This window comes from Paraburkholderia sp. BR10882, assembly GCF_040948855.1.
In the GTDB taxonomy this organism is placed as follows: domain Bacteria; phylum Pseudomonadota; class Gammaproteobacteria; order Burkholderiales; family Burkholderiaceae; genus Paraburkholderia; species Paraburkholderia nodosa_A.
On sequence record NZ_JBFPKP010000004.1, the window covers coordinates 292,532 to 309,764 of the forward strand.

General features: G+C 62.5%; 15 protein-coding genes. 13 read left to right on the forward strand and 2 right to left on the reverse strand.

The annotated features are described in order from the left end of the window. Positions 1-4: 4 nt before the first annotated feature. Positions 5-2,488, forward strand: coding sequence for an RND family transporter (locus AB3X99_RS13675; protein WP_368617205.1), 2,484 nt, complete (start codon positions 5-7; stop codon positions 2,486-2,488). A 127-nt stretch (positions 2,489-2,615) separates the two neighbouring features. Here AB3X99_RS13675 and AB3X99_RS13680 read toward each other — a convergent pair whose 3' ends face one another. Continuing rightward, complete coding sequence (locus AB3X99_RS13680) at positions 2,616-3,398, reverse strand: SDR family oxidoreductase (RefSeq protein ID WP_342947375.1); 783 nt, start codon at positions 3,396-3,398, stop codon at positions 2,616-2,618. A gap of 17 nt (positions 3,399-3,415) precedes the next feature. Then, positions 3,416-4,441 carry an NAD(P)-dependent alcohol dehydrogenase gene (locus AB3X99_RS13685; RefSeq protein ID WP_368617206.1) on the reverse strand — a complete coding sequence of 342 codons (1,026 nt, stop codon included), beginning with the start codon at positions 4,439-4,441 and terminating at the stop codon, positions 3,416-3,418. Positions 4,442-4,578: 137 nt separating this feature from the next. Here AB3X99_RS13685 and AB3X99_RS13690 point away from each other — a divergent pair, with 137 nt between their 5' ends. The 12 genes from AB3X99_RS13690 to AB3X99_RS13745 all read left to right on the forward strand — a co-directional run bounded on the left by AB3X99_RS13690 (position 4,579) and on the right by AB3X99_RS13745 (position 17,233). Continuing rightward, complete coding sequence (locus AB3X99_RS13690; protein ID WP_069268810.1) at positions 4,579-5,328, forward strand: electron transfer flavoprotein subunit beta/FixA family protein; 750 nt, start codon at positions 4,579-4,581, stop codon at positions 5,326-5,328. 2 nt (positions 5,329-5,330) lie between these two features. Next, the gene (locus tag AB3X99_RS13695) at positions 5,331-6,263 is read left to right on the forward strand and encodes an electron transfer flavoprotein subunit alpha/FixB family protein (RefSeq protein ID WP_368617207.1); all 933 of its coding nucleotides are present in this window, start codon (positions 5,331-5,333) and stop codon (positions 6,261-6,263) included. Positions 6,264-6,441: 178 nt separating this feature from the next. Next, entirely contained in the window at positions 6,442-7,800 is a 1,359-nt protein-coding gene (locus AB3X99_RS13700) for an SRPBCC family protein (protein WP_368617208.1), read from the forward strand. Then, entirely contained in the window at positions 7,800-9,509 is a 1,710-nt protein-coding gene (locus AB3X99_RS13705; RefSeq protein WP_368617209.1) for an FAD-binding protein, read from the forward strand. Before AB3X99_RS13700 ends, AB3X99_RS13705 begins: the two co-directional genes overlap by 1 nt. 16 nt (positions 9,510-9,525) lie before the next feature. Continuing rightward, positions 9,526-10,512 carry a thiamine pyrophosphate-dependent dehydrogenase E1 component subunit alpha gene (locus AB3X99_RS13710; RefSeq protein WP_368617210.1) on the forward strand — a complete coding sequence of 329 codons (987 nt, stop codon included), beginning with the start codon at positions 9,526-9,528 and terminating at the stop codon, positions 10,510-10,512. Beyond that, on the forward strand, positions 10,509-11,501 hold the full coding sequence (locus AB3X99_RS13715; protein WP_342947379.1) for an alpha-ketoacid dehydrogenase subunit beta: 993 nt from the start codon (positions 10,509-10,511) through the stop codon (positions 11,499-11,501). The genes AB3X99_RS13710 and AB3X99_RS13715 overlap by 4 nt, the downstream gene beginning before the upstream one ends. A 44-nt stretch (positions 11,502-11,545) precedes the next feature. Beyond that, entirely contained in the window at positions 11,546-11,776 is a 231-nt protein-coding gene (locus AB3X99_RS13720) for a biotin/lipoyl-containing protein (protein WP_069268804.1), read from the forward strand. 50 nt (positions 11,777-11,826) lie between these two features. Further along, on the forward strand, positions 11,827-12,648 hold the full coding sequence (locus AB3X99_RS13725) for a 2-oxo acid dehydrogenase subunit E2 (RefSeq protein WP_083245640.1): 822 nt from the start codon (positions 11,827-11,829) through the stop codon (positions 12,646-12,648). A 33-nt stretch (positions 12,649-12,681) separates the two neighbouring features. Further along, complete coding sequence (locus AB3X99_RS13730) at positions 12,682-14,211, forward strand: class I adenylate-forming enzyme family protein (protein ID WP_069268802.1); 1,530 nt, start codon at positions 12,682-12,684, stop codon at positions 14,209-14,211. A 37-nt stretch (positions 14,212-14,248) separates the two neighbouring features. Continuing rightward, positions 14,249-15,142 (forward strand): crotonase/enoyl-CoA hydratase family protein, encoded by an 894-nt coding sequence (locus AB3X99_RS13735; RefSeq protein WP_368617211.1) that lies wholly within the window; start codon positions 14,249-14,251, stop codon positions 15,140-15,142. Between the two features lie 31 nt (positions 15,143-15,173). Next, entirely contained in the window at positions 15,174-15,953 is a 780-nt protein-coding gene (locus AB3X99_RS13740; RefSeq protein ID WP_368617212.1) for an enoyl-CoA hydratase/isomerase family protein, read from the forward strand. A 77-nt stretch (positions 15,954-16,030) separates the two neighbouring features. Continuing rightward, a complete protein-coding gene (locus AB3X99_RS13745) occupies positions 16,031-17,233 on the forward strand; it encodes an acyl-CoA dehydrogenase family protein (protein ID WP_069268800.1) in 1,203 nt (400 codons plus the stop codon).

Consider the following 17,233-nt stretch of genomic DNA (forward strand, 5'->3'; position numbering starts at 1 on the left):
AGACATGGCTGGCGGCAACAATGCCCAATTCGACAAGATGCCCGTCGTGGCGGATCTTGCCCAGTTCGATTCGCGTTCTGGCAATGCGCTCGAGCGGCTGATCTTCAACCGGCGTCCCTGGCTGATGATCATCTGCGCGATCATCACCGCGGTGCTCGGGTTTCAGGCGACGCGGCTCGATGTCAATGCGAGTTTCGAGAAGATGATTCCGCTCTCGCATCCGTACATCAAGAACTATCTTGCCAACAAGGCGGACCTGAAGGGACTCGGCAACTCGCTGCGTATCGTCGTCGAGAATCCTTCCGGCGACATCTACGATCCGAAGTACCTGGCGGCACTGCGTCGCATCAACGATGCCCTGTTCCTGATTCCAGGCGTTGATCGCCCGGGTGTGAAATCGCTGTGGATGCCGATCGTGCGCTGGAATGTGGTGACCGAGAAGGGCTTCGCGGGCGGTCCCGTCATGCCGGACGGCTTCGACAGTTCGACTCAGGCGATTACACAGCTGCGTACGAACGTGGCGCGCGCCAATATCGTTGGCAGCCTCGTATCCAACGACCTGCATTCGAGCATGATCCAGCTGCCGCTGCTGGACCACTACGCCGATACGGGCAAGGCGCTTGACTACGCAAAGCTCTCGCGCCAGATCGACGAGGTCATCAAGACCGAAGGCCGGGGCGAGGTGCGCGTGCACGTGGTGGGCTTCGCCAGGCTGATCGGAGACCTGATCGCGGGTCTGAAGCAGGTGGCGATGTACTTTGGTATCGCCGCGGCGATTGCGCTCACCGTGATCTTTCTGTACACCCGCTGCTATCGCAGCACGCTGCTGGTGGTGGCCTGCTCGCTCATCGCCGTGGTCTGGCAGCTGGGCATCATCAGCACGCTCGGCTACGTGCTTGATCCGTATTCGGTGCTGGTGCCGTTCCTCGTGTTCGCGATCGGCGTGTCGCATGGCGCGCAGAAGATGAACGGCATCACGCAGGACATCGGGCGCGGCACGCACCGCTACGTGGCTGCGCGCTATACGTTCCGGCGGCTCTTCCTGGCCGGACTCACGGCACTGCTCGCGGACGTCGTCGGCTTCGCCGTGCTGATGGTGATCGACATTCCGGTGATCAAGGACCTGGCCTTCACGGCGAGCGTGGGCGTGGGCGTGCTTGTCTTCACGAATCTGCTGCTCCTGCCGGTGCTGCTCTCGTATGTGGGTGTGAGTCCGTCGGCGGCACGTCGCAGTGTGCGTGGCGAGCAGAACGACGAACGCGGCACCTCGTCCGCGGGTGCGCTCTGGAACCTGCTGGACCGGTTTACCGAGCGCCGCTGGGCGGTGGGCGCGATCGTGTGCGCGGCGGCGCTCACGGCAGTCGGCTGGTCGATCAGCCAGCACCTGCAGATCGGCGACCTGGATAGCGGCGCACCGGAGCTGCGCCCGAACTCGCGCTACAACCTCGACAACGCGTACATCAACGCGCACTTCGGGCTGTCGAGCGACCTGTTCGTGGTGATCGGCAAGTCGTCGCACGGCACCTGCGACGCGAACAACTTCCCGCTCGTGCTGGAGGCGGACCGCCTCGAGACCGCACTGCGCGGCGTTCCCGGCGTGCAGACGACGACCTCGGTGGGCGGCCTGACGCGCTGGATGACCTCGGGCTTCTACGAGGGCTATCCGAAGTGGTACACGATCGATCGTGTGCCGTCGATCATCAACAAGACGGTCTGGCAGATCCTGCTGGACCATCCGGACCTGATCAGCCAGACGTGCGGTACGGCGCCGGTCATTGCGTATCTGACGGACCACAAGGCGGCAACGCTCTCGCGTGTGATGGAGGTGGCCGAGGAGTTCGCGAAGGCGCACAGTGACGCGGACCACCAGTTCCTGATGGCGGCGGGCTCGGCGGGTATTGACGCGGTGACGAACGTGGTCGTTGCGAAGGCGAACCGCACGATGCTGTTCATGGTGTACGCGGCGGTGATCCTGCTGTGCTTCATCACGTTCCGCAGCTGGCGCGCGGTGGTGGTGGCGGTCGTTCCGCTCGGCATTACGTCGGTGCTGTGCGAGGCGCTCATGGTCAAGCTGGGTATTGGCGTGAAGGTGGCGACGCTGCCGGTGATTGCGCTGGGGGTCGGGATCGGGGTGGACTACGCGCTGTACCTGCTGAGCGTGCAGCTCGCGTACCAGCGCACAGGGCAGCCGCTGAAGGTGGCCTACCGCCACGCGGTGCAGTTCACGGGCAAGGTGGTGGCGCTGGTGGGTGTGACACTGGCCGCGGGGGTGGTGACGTGGGCGTTCTCGCCGATCAAGTTTCAGGCCGATATGGGCATCCTGCTCACGTTCATGTTCCTGTGGAACATGATCGGTGCGCTGATCCTGATCCCGGCGCTGTCGCATTTCCTGTTGCAAGGGATTACCCGCAAGGCAGTGGCGAAAGCCGCGGCGAAGGGTTCGTCGCAGGTCGAAGCCCGCAGTGCCGAGGTGACCCTGCGGTCGTGACCGTGTCGCATGTGCCGCGTTACGCGGCACTGCCTGCAGAAAGAATGTGGCGGGCCGCCATCTGCGAAGATCGCGGCCGAATTGCGTGCAAGTCAGGAAACGTCGGGGCGGACGGTGCTGGGCAGGCCTACACCACGGACATCGAGAAGCTCAGGATCTCCGAGACGCCGCCGTCCACCATCAGCATCTGGCCATTCATGTAGGAGCTGGCCTCGGAGGCGAGAAACACGGCTACGCCGCCGAGTTCTTCCGGGTTCCCCCAGCGTCCAACCGAGATATGCGAGCGGACGATCTCCTTCATTTGCGGATTCGATGTAACGGGCTCGGCCATATCGGTGAGGAAATAGCCGGGACAGATACCGTTGCAACGAATGCCGTGGCGGCCCAACTCCGCGCCGAGCGATTTCGTGAGCCCGGCGACCGCGTGCTTGCTGGCCACGTATGCCTGGAGCTTCTCCCGGCCGAGCACCGAAACGTAGGAACCCACGTTGATGATGCGTCCGTGCCCGCGTTCGATCATGGGACGAGCGACTTCCTGCGCGAGCAGATACGCGGCCGTGACGTTGGTATCCATCGTCCTTTGCCACATTTCAACGTTCGACTGAAGAAAATCGCTCCATTCGCAAATGCCGGCATTGTTGAGCAGGACGTCGATGCGTCCATGACGCGCAAGGACGTTGCGTACGCCGCTTCTGATCGCGTCTTGATCCGTGAGATCGAACGGTTCCACGTCGACGCTACCGCCCGTCTTCCTGATCGATTCCGCGGCAGTTTCCAGACTCTCGCGCGATCGCGCGCAAAGAATGACGGTCGCACCCGCCGACGCCAACGCACTTGCCATGGCGAAGCCGAGGCCGCGTGACGCTCCGGTGACGAGCGCAATCTGCCCTTCCAGTGAAAACAGTTTCATAGTCTGACTCCCATCGATCATGCAGTGGCTGCTTGCGGGTGGCGAATGACGATCTTGCCGAAATGCTGCTGGCTTTCGAGGTGCCGCAGCGCATCCGGTACATGTGCAAAGTCATAAACCGAGTCGATTACGGGCCGCAGTTTGTGCAGTCCGATCGCGCGATTCATCGCTTCGAAATCCTGACGGGAACCGACGCGGATCGGCGCGATCGACAGGCCGCGCGTGAAGAATCCCTCGCCCGCAGAGGGGGCGCCGGTTAGCAGCCCCACGACGCTGATCCGGCCGCCATCCCGTGTGGCGGCAACGGACTTGCCGAACGTTTGCGCGCCTCCCACCTCGACGACGACGTCGACGCCCAGTCCATCGGTCAAGCGCAGCACGGCGTCGTCCCATTGCGGCGTCTCGCGGTAGTTGATGGTGGCGTCGGCGCCTAATTGCGCGAGGCGTTTGAGCTTCGCATCGCTCGACGACGTGGCAATCACGCGAGCGCCGAACAGACGCGCAAGCTGCAGCGCGAAAATCGATACGCCGCCCGTCCCTTGCACGAGGACGCTCTGGCCCGGCAGAAGGGGCGCATGCCCGCACAACGCGTTCCATGCGGTGACGGCGGCGCAAGGCAGCGTTGCAGCCTCCTCGTCGGAGAGATGATCCGGAACGCTAACCAGTTCCTCCTCGTTCAGCACCGCCTTGTCGCGCAGCATGCCTTCGACTATCGCGCCGCGGCCCAGCATATCCGCGTGTTGCGGGCGGGCGCCGCCATGCCAGTTTTCCGCGAAATTCGCCATCACCCGGTCGCCGGGCTTGAAACGCCGAACGCCAGAACCGACTGCAAGCACGACGCCGGCGCCGTCCGAGGCGGGAATGAAGTTGGGCGCCATCCAGTCGCGAAATGCGCCGTTCATCAGCAAGAGCTCGCGAAAATTCAGTGAACTTGCGTTGACCTGCACCAGCACCTCATGCGCGCCAGGCTGCGGTGGATCGGGTTCCTCGTGTAGCGCCAAGCCTGAGATTCCCTCAAAACGTTCGCATCGATAGAGCTTCATTCGTTGTCTCCATGGTGGTGAACGAGAGCGCCAAATTCGTTGCCGAATGACGCCTTGTTCATTCTTCTCGTTGACAGCCGCAAAAAGATGAGTTCAGAATATAGAACATTGTTCAACAAAGCGTTCGGAGCGTCAAATTGAAGATACTGGTCGCGGTGAAGCGCGTGATCGACTACAACGTGAAACCGCGGGTGAAAGCCGATGGTTCGGGCGTCGATCTGGCCAACGTGAAAATGGCCATGAACCCGTTCGACGAGATCGCGGTGGAGGAGGCGGTGCGCCTCAAGGAAGCGGGTATTGCGAGTGAAGTCGTCGTGGTATCGGCGGGAACTGCGCAATCGCAGGAGGTGTTGCGCACGGCGCTCGCCATGGGGGCGGATCGCGCAGTGCTCGTCGAAAGCGATGCCGACCTGCAGCCTCTCGCAGTCGCCAAACTGCTGAGCGCCGTTGCGTCGCGGGAAAACCCGCAGCTGGTATTGCTCGGCAAGCAGGCCATCGACAACGACGCTGGTCAAACCGGTCAAAAGCTCGCCGCATTGCTCGGCTGGCCGCAAGCGACATTCGCGTTCAAGACGGAAGTAGACGAGCGGCAACTGCTCGTTACACGTGAGATCGACGGTGGTCTTGAACGTGTCGCGCTCGATCTGCCAGCGGTGGTCACGACCGATCTGCGCCTGAATAGCCCGCGCTATGTGACGCTCCCCAACATCATGAAGGCGAAGAAGAAACCGCTGGAGACGCTGAGTCCCGAAGCGCTGAACGTTGACGTCGCGCCTCGTTTGAAGGTTCTCGAAGTGACTGAGCCGCCGGCGCGTAAAGGCGGCGTAATGGTTCCGGATGTTGCAGCGCTGATTGAAAAGCTTCGCAACGAAGCGAAGGTGATCTGATCATGACTATTCTCGTAATCGCCGAACACGACAACGCAACCCTGCAGCGGGCCACGCTCAACGCCGTCACGGCGGCGGGCGCAGCGGGCGGCGACATTCATGTGCTGGTGGCGGGCCACGGCGCCGCGGCCGTGGTGGAGCAAGCGGCCAGCATTGCCGGCGTCGGCGAGGTGCTGGTGGCGGACGCACCCGAGTACGCGCACGCGCTGCCGGAAAATCTCGCCTTTCTCGTTGTTTCACTTGCCAGCGGCTATACGCATGTGATTGCCGCTTCGACGGCCGTGGGCAAGAACTTCATGCCCCGCGTGGCGGCGTTGCTCGACAGCGCGCAGATTTCCGATGTCGTCGCCGTCAGGGCGCCCGATGTATTCGTGCGTCCGATCTACGCGGGCAATGCACTCGCAACGGTGCAATCGTCCGATGCCATCAAGGTCATCACGATCCGCCCGACCGCTTTCGATGCGGCGGCCACCGGTTCGGGCACCGCGCCCGCGCGCGCGATTGCCACGGCACAGGCCTTCGATAGGGCCCGTTTTGTCGGTCAGGAACTCACGAAGTCGAGCCGCCCGGAGCTTTCCGCGGCGAATATCGTCGTTTCGGGCGGTCGCGGCATGCAGAACGGCGATAACTTCAAGCTGCTCGATGCGCTCGCGGACAAGCTTGGTGCGGCCGTCGGCGCTTCGCGCGCGGCCGTCGATGCCGGTTTCGTGCCGAACGACTATCAAGTCGGGCAGACCGGCAAGATCGTCGCGCCCCGGTTGTATATCGCCGTCGGCATCTCCGGCGCTATTCAGCACCTTGCGGGCATGAAGGACTCGAAAGTCATCGTCGCAATCAACAAGGACAGCGAGGCCCCGATTTTTCAGGTGGCCGATTACGGTCTCACCGCCGATCTGTTCGAAGCGGTACCCGCACTGACCGCGGCGCTCGATTGAGTTCGATTGACGTTCGTCCGGATTGACAGCAATCCGGGCGCAGGCCTAGCATCTGAACGCCGTTCACGAAAATTGCACCGATAGTTGCATATTGGTTACCGACCGGGCTGCAAAACGAGCGGCCGCGACATAAAAAGCCGGAACCGGCGCCTACGCCGGCCACATCAAGGAGATATCCATGGGTAACAGAGGTCCCGATTCGGGTGCGCACACGGTCAGACTCGATTTCGTCCCGAAGGACAGTTACCTGTCGAAGCAGTTTCTCGAGCGGGAGAACGAGCGCCTGTGGCCGCGCGTGTGGCAGGTTGCCTGCCGCCTGGAGGAGATTCCCAACGTCGGCGACTACGTGACTTTCGATGTGGCGGGCGAGTCGATCATCGTCGTGCGCAAGTCGGCTGAAGAAATCAAGGCCTTTTTCAACGTCTGCCAGCATCGCGGGCGCCGCTTGACCAACGGTTGCGGCAAGGCCGCGAAGTTTCACTGCGCCTATCACGGCTGGCAGTGGAATCTGGACGGCAGCGTGGCGCGCGTGCTCGACCGGCAAGACTGGGAAGGCTGCCCGGAAATGGCCGATGGCGATCTGCGTCTCACCGACGTTCTGGTGGACACGTGGGGCGGTTTCGTTTTCATCAACATGGATCCGAACGCCGAACCGCTCGCAAGATTCCTCGATCCGGTGCCGGAGATCACGAACTGCTTTGAGTTCGAGAAGATGCGCTACCGCTGGTACAAGTCGATTCGCCTGCCGTGCAACTGGAAGGTCGCGCTCGAAGCGTTCAACGAAGGCTATCACGTTGCGGCAACGCATCCGCAATTGCTCGACGTAGCAGGCGACGACGTGACGCGCAGCTTCGCCTACGGCCGCCACGGCATGTTCGGGTACTCGACGGCCACGCGCATGATCGGCGCGCCGTCGCCGCGCACTGGCAAGCCCATGCCTGAAGACGTGCGCCAGGGTCTTGTGAACTTCTTCCGCGTCATGGAAGAAACGCTCAAGGCGATCAACACGGCTCGCGACTATGAAGCCGCGAAGCGTTTGATGCACGAAATGTCGCCGTCGGGCAACCAGTTCGAAGTCTTGGGGAAGGCGATGGAGTTCCAGCGCGAAGCGGCCATCGCAGAAGGTGCGGGCTGGCCCGAGATTACGTTCGAGCAGCTCGGTCGCGCGGGTGCGGACTGGCACGTGTTTCCGAATCTCGTGTTTCTCCCGTACCCCGATGGCGCGCTGTTCTATCGTGCGCGGCCGGACGGCGACAACCCCGATTCGTGCATCTACGACATCTGGTCGCTTCAGCGCTTCGCGCCGGGTGCGGAGCCGCCGTTGAAGCGTGAGTTCTATTACGGCGTGGACGACTGGAAAGAGAACGCGCAGGAAAACTTCGGCCTGATCCTGTGGCAGGACTTCCAGAACATGGCCAACGTGCAGCAGGGCATGAAGTCGCGCGGGTTCAAGGGTTCGCGCACGAATCCGCTGCAGGAAACGTCGGTGTCGAACTTCCATCGCGCGCTGCGCGAATTCATCGCGCAGGAGGAGTGATGTCGGGGACCTGGGACGCTAGCTACGATTTCGTGGTGGTCGGCAGCGGTGGCGGTTCGATGTGCGCTGCGCTTGCCTGCAAGTCGGTGGGCAAGGATGCGCTCATCATCGAGAAGCTGCCGAAGGTCGGCGGCTCGACCGGTTATTCGGGCGGGGTGTGGTGGTTGCCTAACAATCACGTGATGAAGCGTCACGGCGTGAGCGATTCGTATGAACGCGCGCGCCAGTACTTCGACGCGGCGGTGACCTATCAAGGCCCGGGCACATCGGAGGCGCGGCGCGAGGCGTATCTGCGCACCGGACCGAAGATGGCCGAGTTCCTCGAACAGCAGGGTATGCAGTTCGTGTACGCGGACGGCTGGTCCGACTACTACGACACGCTGCCCGGTGGCGAGCCGCGTGGCCGTTCGCTGCTGGCAAAGCTGTTCGACGTGAAGGAGCTGGGCGAATGGGCGCCGCGTCTGTCGCGCTACAAGGGCCCTTCGATGCCGGCCAATTCGGACGAGTATCCGCAACTCTTTCTGATGAAGCGCACGTGGGGCGGCAAGCGCAAGGCGATGCAGCTTGGCGGCCGCATGCTGTATCAGAAGATCACGGGCAAAGAGCTGGTTGCCAACGGCGCGGCGATTCAGGGGCGCATGCTGCAGATGGCGTTGCGTGCGGACGTGCCGATCTGGACCGACACGCCAGTGCGCGAACTCATTGTCGAGGACGGGCGCGTGACCGGCATCGTTGCGGTCCGCAGCGGCCGCGAAATGCGCATCCAGGCTCGCGAAGGCGTGCTGCTCAACACCGGCGGCTTTTCGCACAACGCGGAAATGCGCCGCAAATACCAGCCGCAGCCTTCATCGGCGGCTTGGACGAACGCGAATCCGGGCGATACCGGCGAAATCCTGCAAGCCGCCATCGCGCTCGGCGGCGCCGTGGACTGCATGGAGGAGGCGTGGTGGGTCGTGACGTCGCTCGGCCCCAACGAAGAACTGCCCGAGGGCGCGCGCGCGCCGGACGGTTCACCGCTGCCGTTCATGCATCACCTCGATCTCTCGCTGCCGTTTTCCATCATGGTTGATCAGGATGGCGAACGCTTCTGCGACGAAGCGGGCGCCTACATGGAAATCGGCCAGCGCATGTACCAGCGCCACAAGGAGACCGGCAAGGCCGTGCCCGCGTGGGTCGTCATGGACAGCCGGCAGCGCAAGTATTACCCATGGGGCACCGCCATGCCGGGGCAGATTCCTGAGAAGTGGCTCGACAGCGGCTACATGATCAAGGCCGATACGCTCGAAGAACTGGCCGCGAAATGCCATATCGACCGCGCTGGTCTGCTCAAAACGATCGAGCGCTTCAACGGCTTCTGCGAAACGGGCGTCGACGAAGACTACGGGCGTGGTTCGCGCGCATTCGATCGCTGTCATGGCGACCCGACCATCAAGCCGAACCCGAACCTCGGGCCGATCGAAGAGGGCCCCTTCTACGCCGTGCGCATGTACCCCGGCGACGTAGGCACGGCGGGCGGCCTCGTGACCGACGAATACGCTCGCGTGCTCAGGGAAGACGGCTCGCAGATTGCCGGCCTGTACGCCACCGGCAACTGCACGGCATCCGTGGTCGGCCGCTGCTACCCCGGTGCCGGCAGCAGTATCGGCGCGTCGTTCGTATTTGGTTATATCGCGGCGCTCCATGCAAGCGGCGCGCCAAAAATCTGGTGAGACAGGAGAGATACGAATGAACGCCTATCAGCCGCCCAACAGTGAAGTCCTGGTCGACATTTACCGGCGCATGGCACTCATCAAGCAGAACGATGAGCGCTTTCGTGCCGTCATCAAGTCCGGCAAGCTGGTCATGCCGTACTACTCGCCGCGCGGCCAGGAGGTGATTCCCTCCGCGATGTCGGTGTGCCTCACCGACGACGACTACATCTGCACGATCTACCGTGGCGTTCACGACATGATCGCCAAGGGTGTGCCGCTCAAGGAATTGTGGGCCGAGCTCGGCGGCCGCGTGACCGGCACCTGCAAGGGCAAGGGCGGCCCGATGCACGTTACCCATCCCGCATCCGGCGTCATGGTGACGACGGGCATCGTGGGCAGTTCCATGCCCATTGCAAACGGACTCGCGCTGGCCGCGCAGATTCGTGGCGAGCCGCGGGTGGCCGTGGCTTATTTCGGCGACGGCGCGTCGAATATCGGTGCTTTCCATGAGTCTCTGAATATGGCTTCCGTCTGGAAGTTGCCGGTGATCTTCGTGTGCCAGAACAACGGCTACGCCGAGCACACGAAATACGCTTACGGCACGTCTGTGGCGAATATCGCGCAGCGTGCCGTCGCGTATCAGATGCCCGGCGTCACGGTCAACGGCAACGATCCGATCGCGATGCACAGGGCGGCACACGAGGCGGTCGAACGCGCTCGCAACGGCGGCGGCCCGACGCTCATCGAAGCGAATACCTTCCGCTTTCAGGGGCACGTGTTCGGCGACCCGGACGCGTACATGGACAAGCACGAAAAGGCCGCCTGGGTGGCCAGGGATCCCGTGCCGCTCTTCCGGCAGTGGCTCATCGAAGCGAAGCACGCAACCGAAGAGCAACTGGCCGCGATGGAATCCGATCACGAGGCGCAGATCGATGCTGCTGTCGAATTCACGTTGTCGAGCGAATATCCCGACGTTGCGGAGCTTCGCCGTGACATCTTCAAGGACGAGGTGATCGCATGAGCCAGGCACCCACGAACATCAACACTATCCAGGCCGTCAACTACGCGCTCGACGACGCAATGGCGGCCGACGCCAATGTGATCGTGCTGGGTGAAGACGTTGCCGATGGCCAGGAGGGCGGCATTGTCGGCGTAACGAAGGGACTGTCTTCGAAATACGGCACGTCGCGCGTGCGTTCGACGCCGATCTCGGAGCAGGCCATCATCGGCGCCGCGATCGGCGCGTCGATGGTCGGCATGCGTCCCGTTGCGGAAATCATGCTGATGAACTTCACGACGGTCGCGATGGACATGATCGTCAATCACGCCGCGAAGTTGCGCTTCATGTCGGGCGGACAGACCAACGTGCCGCTCGTCATTCGCACCATGACGGGCGCGGGGTTCGGCACGGGCGGACAGCATGCCGATTACCTGGAGGCATGGTTCGCGCACGTTGCGGGCATCAAGGTCGTCGCGCCTTCCAACCCGGCCGATGCCTATGGCCTGATGCTGTCCTGCATCCGCGACGACGACCCCTGCCTGTTCATCGAGAACATGCCGTCCTACTGGAATCCGGGCAATGCGCCGGAGCGCGGCGTGGCGATTGCGCTTGGCAAGGCAAACGTGGTGCGCGCAGGCACCGACGTGACGGTGATCAGCTACAGCCGCCGCATGCAAGAGGTCATGGTTGCCGCGGAGGCGCTCGCGAAAGATGGCATCGCGTGTGAAGTGATCGATTTGCGCACTGTCTCTCCGTTGGATACCGAAACGATATTGACTTCGGTTGCCAAAACGGGACGTGCCGTCGTCGTACACGAGGCGGTCAGGCCGTTCGGCGTGGGCGCGGAAATCGCTTCGCGCATTTACGAAGCCCTTTTCCGCGAACTCAAGGCGCCGGTGCAGCGCGTGGGCGCGCAATTCTGCCCTGTGCCGTTCTCCAAGCCGCTTGAGGACGCCTTCGTTCCGGGCGTGGCCGATATCGAAGCGGCGGTTCGCGCCACGTTGAAATAAGAGCGGCGCACCCCAAGGATTTTCATCATCAATAGAGCAATGTCATGACCACACAAGTTCTGCTTCCCAAACTGGGCTTTTCGATGAACGAAGGCACGCTGGCCGAATGGCTGGCCGAAGACGGCGCGACCGTCAACGAAGGCCAGATTCTCTACGCGCTGGAGAGCGACAAGTCGATTCAGGAAGTCGAGTCGCCGGCGTCGGGCAAGCTGCGCATCGTCGCACAGGTTGGCGAGGTGTATCCCGTCGGCACGCTGCTGGCGGAAATCGTCTGATCGGCTTCACGCCGTCAAGTACCCAAAGGTCGTTTGAAGAGGCATCCGCGATGAGTGTCGAATCCGTTGCTAACCGGTCGCAGGCCAATGCGAATGCCGGACCCGGCGAACCCGTAACGCCTGCATTGGGTGCCAATTTGCCGCCCTGGCCGCAGGTCGACTTCGCCGAATTCGGCGAGGTGGAGATCAAGCCGGTCTCGCGCATCCAGAAACTCACGGGGGCCTTCCTGTCGCGCAACTGGCTCACGATTCCGCATGTGACGCACCACGACGACGCGGATATCACATCGCTCGAAACCTGGCGCAAGGCGCGCAACGAGGCGAATGCGGCAGTGAAGCTCACACCGCTCGTGTTTCTCATCAAGGCGGTGGTGCGCGCTTTGCAGGAGTTTCCGCAATTCAACGCTTCGCTCGACGGGGATGGCAAGAACATCGTCCTCAAGAAGTATTTCCACATTGGGGTCGCGGTCGACACCCGCTTTGGACTGCTCGTGCCGGTGCTGCGTGACTGCGACAAGAAGAGCGTCGAGGAACTCGCAACCGAACTCGCGGCGATTTCCCTGAAGGCGCGCGAAAAGGGCCTTTCGATGGCGGAGATGTCGGGCGGCTGCTTTTCGATCAGCTCGCTCGGCGGCTTTGGGGGTACCGGCTTCACGCCTATCGTCAATGCGCCGGAGGTGGCGATTCTCGGCGTGACCAAAACACGGCTGGCGGCCGCACCCGCAGAAGACGGCGGTGGCGGAATTAGCTGGCGCAAGATGTTGCCCCTTTCGCTGAGCTACGACCATCGCGTCATCAACGGAGCCGATGCGGCGCGCTTCGCCGCATTCATCGGGACCGTGCTGGCCGATCCGCAGGCGCTCGCAGGCTAAAAGAACGAAGTGACAAACAACGACGGGACTGAAATGAGAACCCTTGGCGAGATGATTGAGCGAAACGCTCGCTTGCATGCCGACCACACGGCGCTCGTGTACGCTGAGCGCCGTTTGACGCACGCTCAGTTGGCCGAGCGCGCGCGCCGCTTCTCTGGGGCGCTCTATGAGCGCGGCCTGCGGCGTCAGGATCGGGTTGCGATCCTCGCGATGAATTGTGCGGAGTACTACGAGAGTTACCGCGCATGCGAGTGGGCAGGCTTCATTCTGGCAACCGTCAACTTCCGGCTGGCGCCAGCGGAGATTCTTTATATCCTCAAGGATGCGGCCCCCAAGGCGCTTGTCTTCGAGGCGCAGTACGCGGATGTCGTGGATGAGCTGCGTTCGCAATTGCCGGAAATCGAGCAGTACATCTGCATCGGCGACACGCCGCAGTGGGCCGTTTCATTCGAAGCGGTGATGGACGAGGGCCCGCTGGAAGGGCCGCCGATCCGATCGAACCCGGAAGACTACGCTTACCTGATGTACACCAGCGGCACCACGGGGCGTCCCAAGGGCGTCGTTCGCACGCACCACGCCATGTGCGTCACCGCGGAAAGTTGCGCGCTCGTCACGGAGTTTTCCGGCAACACGCGCGTGCTGCAAACCACTCCGGCGTTCCATGTCGGCGGCATTGGCTTCGTCAATTCTGTGGCCTGGATGGGCGGCACGACGGTCGTGCATCGCGGCTTCGAGCCGAAGCAGATGCTGGAAACGATCGCCGAGGAGCGTATCACCTTCACGTTCATGGTGGCCGCCATGCTTCAGGCGGTGCTCGACGTGCCGGAACTGTCGAGCTACGACGTATCGAGCATCGAGAACATCGTCACCGCGGCGGCACCCGTGCCTGCGCCGCTGCTTTCGCGTGGCATTCGGGTGCTCGGCCCCGTGTTTTCGGTCCAATACGGCATGACCGAGAGCAACGCATGCTGGTTGCCTTCTCACGAGGTCAAGCCGCACGGCTCGCCGGAACAGGTTCGGCGCCTCGCATCGGTCGGGCGCCCGTGTCCCGGCATCGAACTACGCATCGTCGACGACCACGGCAACGACTTGCCGCAAGGCCGGACGGGCGAGGTATGGCTGCGCTCGCAGACGCAATTGAGCGGCTACTGGAATAACAGCGTCGCGACGGTGGAAGCGCTGCGAGACGGCTGGTATCGATCCGGCGACATGGGCTATCAGGACAAGGACGGCTACATCTTCCTCGTCGACCGCAAGAAGGACATGATCATTTCGGGCGGGGAGAACATTTACAGCCGTGAAGTCGAGGACGCACTGGTGCAGCATCCCGCCGTCGTCGACGTGGCCGTGATCGGGGTTCCGCATGAGAAGTGGGGCGAATGTGTCAAGGCGATCGTCGTTTTGCGTCGGGGCGAACAAGCCAGCGAAGCCGAGCTGATCGAATTTTGTCGCGACCTGATCGCGAGCTACAAGTGCCCGAAAGCCATTGCGTTCGTCGACGAGCTACCGAGGTTGCCGACAGGCAAGATCAGCAAGGTGATTCTGCGCAAGCAGTTTGCGTAGTTGAACCGGCAATCGCTTCATTCAGAGAGAACCGATCATGGCAAAATGGCTAAAAAGTACGGAGTGCGTACAGTTCGAAGTCGCGGAGCGCGTTGCACGCATCACGCTGAATCGCCCGGACAAGCGCAATGCCATCAACAATCCGCTGTTGCATGAACTCAAGGCGGCGCTGCTCGAAGCCGACGATTTGAAGTCGGTCAACGTGATCGTGCTTTCGGGGGCGGGCCGTGACTTCTGCGCGGGATACGACCTCGTGACGACGTATACGGACCGGGCGGCGGAAGCCATCGATCCGGGTGAGTATCGTGGCACGATCCGCAGTTTCGACGACGACTGCTGGTCGATGGAGCGGCAGGCAGAGACGGTCAATCTGATGGCCGAGATCCACAAGCCGATCATCGCGCAGGTTCACGGCAACTGTCTTGCAGGCGGAACGGATCTCGCGCTTGCATGCGACATGGTGATCGCCGCCGACAACGCGAGAATCGGTTTTCCCGCCACGCGCGCCAACGGCTCCCCCCCCGCGCATATGTGGTTCTATCACGTCGGCCCTCAGTGGGCGAAACGTCTGCTGCTTTCCGGAGATTCGCTGTCAGGAAGAGACGCGGCGAAAATCGGCCTCGTCATGGACGCGGTGCCGGCGGAGCAACTCGAGGCGGAGGTGGGCGAACTGGCGCGCCGTCTGTCTTTCGTCGACGCCGATCTGCTGGCGGCCAACAAGCGCATCGTCAACATCGGCTTGGAACTGGCCGGTTCGCGCACGCTTCAGCGGCTCGCCGTGGAGAACGACTCGCGGGCTCACCAGAGCCAGGGACCGCGCCGCGCGCAGTTCAAGGCAGATATGGAAGCGGTTGGGCTGAAGGAAGCGCTCAAGCGCCGCGACGAGCCATTCGGCGACGGGATGATCCGCCTGCACGCTCGTGGCAGTTGACGAACCGAACTCGAACGAAGATCCGAACATCATGGACGTTGAACTCACATTGAACGGCGCGGTTGCGACGCTGTGCCTGAACCGCCCCGAGAAGCTCAATGCGCTGACGCCGGAAATGCTGCAACTGATTCTCGGCCACCTCGATCGCATCGAGCAGGACCCGGAGATTCGCGCGGTCATTCTCACCGGCGCAGGCCGCGCTTTCTGCGCGGGCGCCGATATCAAAGGCAGCGGCGCCGCGCCGCCGCAGATGAGCGTTGCCCATGCTCGTGCTTCGATGGCCGTCTATCAGAAGATCGCGCTCAGGCTGTACAACCTGAACAAGCCGATGGTCGCGGCTGTGCGGGGCGTTGCGGTGGGTATCGCGTGGAGCTTCGCGCTCTGCGCGGACCAGCTGGTCGTTTCCGACACGGCGCAGTTCATTCCCGCGTTCCTGATGCGCGCCACGCTGCCCGAAGGCGGCATGGTGCATCTGCTTGCGCGTCATTGCGGCGAGTTTCGCGCCAAGGAAATCATGTATCTGAATCGCCGGCTGACAGGCCAGGAAGCGCTCGATATGGGCCTTGCCAGCCACTTCGTCGAGGACGGCGAACTCGACGCGGCAGCCGCGAAGCTGGCCGGCGAACTGGCGGCCGGCCCGACCTTTTCGCTTGGCCTGACGAAGCAATTGTTCCGGCTGAACACCGCAAGCATGGAAGAGTTTCTGGCCCAGGAGCTGAACGCGGTAGCGCTCGCGGTGAATTCAGAAGACGCAGCGGAGGGCCGGCTGGCCGCGAGAGAAAAACGAGCGCCTGCCTTCCGTGGCCGCTAAATGGGGCTCCTCCACGAGCAGGGCGAGCCCGGCCGGTCTGATATACGGGTGCGTAAAGGATTCAGGAGTCGGGAAACATGAATTTCGCTTATAGCAAGGAAGACGAAGCGTTTCGCCAGGAAGTGATGCAGTTCTTCAAGGAGCATGCACCCGCCGATATTTCACGCCGGTGGCGCGTTGGCGTGCATCCGCCTGCGCGCGACGACATTCGCAAGTGGCAGGGCATTCTGTACGAGCGTGGCTGGGGCGCGCCCCATTTGCCGGTCGAGCATGGCGGCACCGACTGGAGCGGGTTTCGCAAGCATATCTTCATGGAAGAGCTGTACAACGCCGATGCCATGGACTACAGCTGGCAGTCCACGCATATGGTCGCGCCCGTCATCATCGCGTTCGGCTCGGCCTGGCAAAAGGAGCGCTTCCTGAAGCCGCTCCTGCGTGGCGACGAATTTTGGTGCCAGGGATTCTCGGAACCGAACGCGGGCTCCGACCTCGCCGGACTGAGAACCACGGCGGTACTCGACGGCGACGAGTACGTCATCAACGGCCAGAAGATCTGGACGAGCGACGCCACGATTGCCGACTGGGGATTCTTTCTCGTCAAGACCGATACGACGGTCAAGCCGCAGCGTGGCATCTCGTTCCTGCTCGTCAAGATGGACACGCCGGGCATTACCGTGCGTCCGATCGTGTCGATCGAAGGCGGCAGGGGACTGAACGAGGTGTTCCTCGAGAACGTCCGTGTGCCGAAGGCGCATCTCGTGGGTGAGGCGGGCATGGGTTGGACCTATGCGAAGTACCTGCTCGAGAAGGAGCGCACGACGAGCGCGTTCCTGTACTTCAACAAACGTGAGTTGCAACGCGCGAAGGACATCGCTGCTCAGGAGATGGTCGACGGCGTGCGGCTGATCGATACGCCCGGGTTCGCGCGCAAGGTTGCGGAGATCGAAACGGATCTCATGGCGCTCGAGTGGTCGGTGCTACGCATCCTCGCCGAAGAGAAGAGCGAGCGCAACCTCGACGCCGTGGTGTCCGCGCTGAAGATCAGCGGGTCGGAAATGCAGCAGCGCGTGACGCAACTCCAGATGGACGCGCTGGGTCCTCGCGTGATGCGCTTCGACGACCACAGCGTCGCGCACGCCGATCCCGCGGTCGACGAAAACTGGCCAGATTACGTGGGCGGCCGCACGTCGGGCTATCTCATCGCGCGCGCATCCACCATTTACGGCGGTGCGCGCGAAGTGCAGAAGAACATCATTGCGAAACTCGCATTCGGACTGTAG

Excerpts from the sequence above, each read along its gene's own strand:
- AB3X99_RS13675 (WP_368617205.1), top strand. The coding sequence starts at position 5 with ATGGCTGGCGGCAACAATGCCCAATTCGACAAGATGCCCGTCGTGGCG.
- AB3X99_RS13680 (WP_342947375.1), bottom strand. The coding sequence starts at position 3,398 with ATGAAACTGTTTTCACTGGAAGGGCAGATTGCGCTCGTCACCGGAGCG.
- AB3X99_RS13685 (WP_368617206.1), bottom strand. The coding sequence starts at position 4,441 with ATGAAGCTCTATCGATGCGAACGTTTTGAGGGAATCTCAGGCTTGGCG.
- AB3X99_RS13695 (WP_368617207.1), top strand. The coding sequence starts at position 5,331 with ATGACTATTCTCGTAATCGCCGAACACGACAACGCAACCCTGCAGCGG.
- AB3X99_RS13700 (WP_368617208.1), top strand. The coding sequence starts at position 6,442 with ATGGGTAACAGAGGTCCCGATTCGGGTGCGCACACGGTCAGACTCGAT.
- AB3X99_RS13705 (WP_368617209.1), top strand. The coding sequence starts at position 7,800 with ATGTCGGGGACCTGGGACGCTAGCTACGATTTCGTGGTGGTCGGCAGC.
- AB3X99_RS13710 (WP_368617210.1), top strand. The coding sequence starts at position 9,526 with ATGAACGCCTATCAGCCGCCCAACAGTGAAGTCCTGGTCGACATTTAC.
- AB3X99_RS13715 (WP_342947379.1), top strand. The coding sequence starts at position 10,509 with ATGAGCCAGGCACCCACGAACATCAACACTATCCAGGCCGTCAACTAC.
- AB3X99_RS13720 (WP_069268804.1), top strand. The coding sequence starts at position 11,546 with ATGACCACACAAGTTCTGCTTCCCAAACTGGGCTTTTCGATGAACGAA.
- AB3X99_RS13725 (WP_083245640.1), top strand. The coding sequence starts at position 11,827 with ATGAGTGTCGAATCCGTTGCTAACCGGTCGCAGGCCAATGCGAATGCC.
- AB3X99_RS13730 (WP_069268802.1), top strand. The coding sequence starts at position 12,682 with ATGAGAACCCTTGGCGAGATGATTGAGCGAAACGCTCGCTTGCATGCC.
- AB3X99_RS13735 (WP_368617211.1), top strand. The coding sequence starts at position 14,249 with ATGGCAAAATGGCTAAAAAGTACGGAGTGCGTACAGTTCGAAGTCGCG.
- AB3X99_RS13740 (WP_368617212.1), top strand. The coding sequence starts at position 15,174 with ATGGACGTTGAACTCACATTGAACGGCGCGGTTGCGACGCTGTGCCTG.
- AB3X99_RS13745 (WP_069268800.1), top strand. The coding sequence starts at position 16,031 with ATGAATTTCGCTTATAGCAAGGAAGACGAAGCGTTTCGCCAGGAAGTG.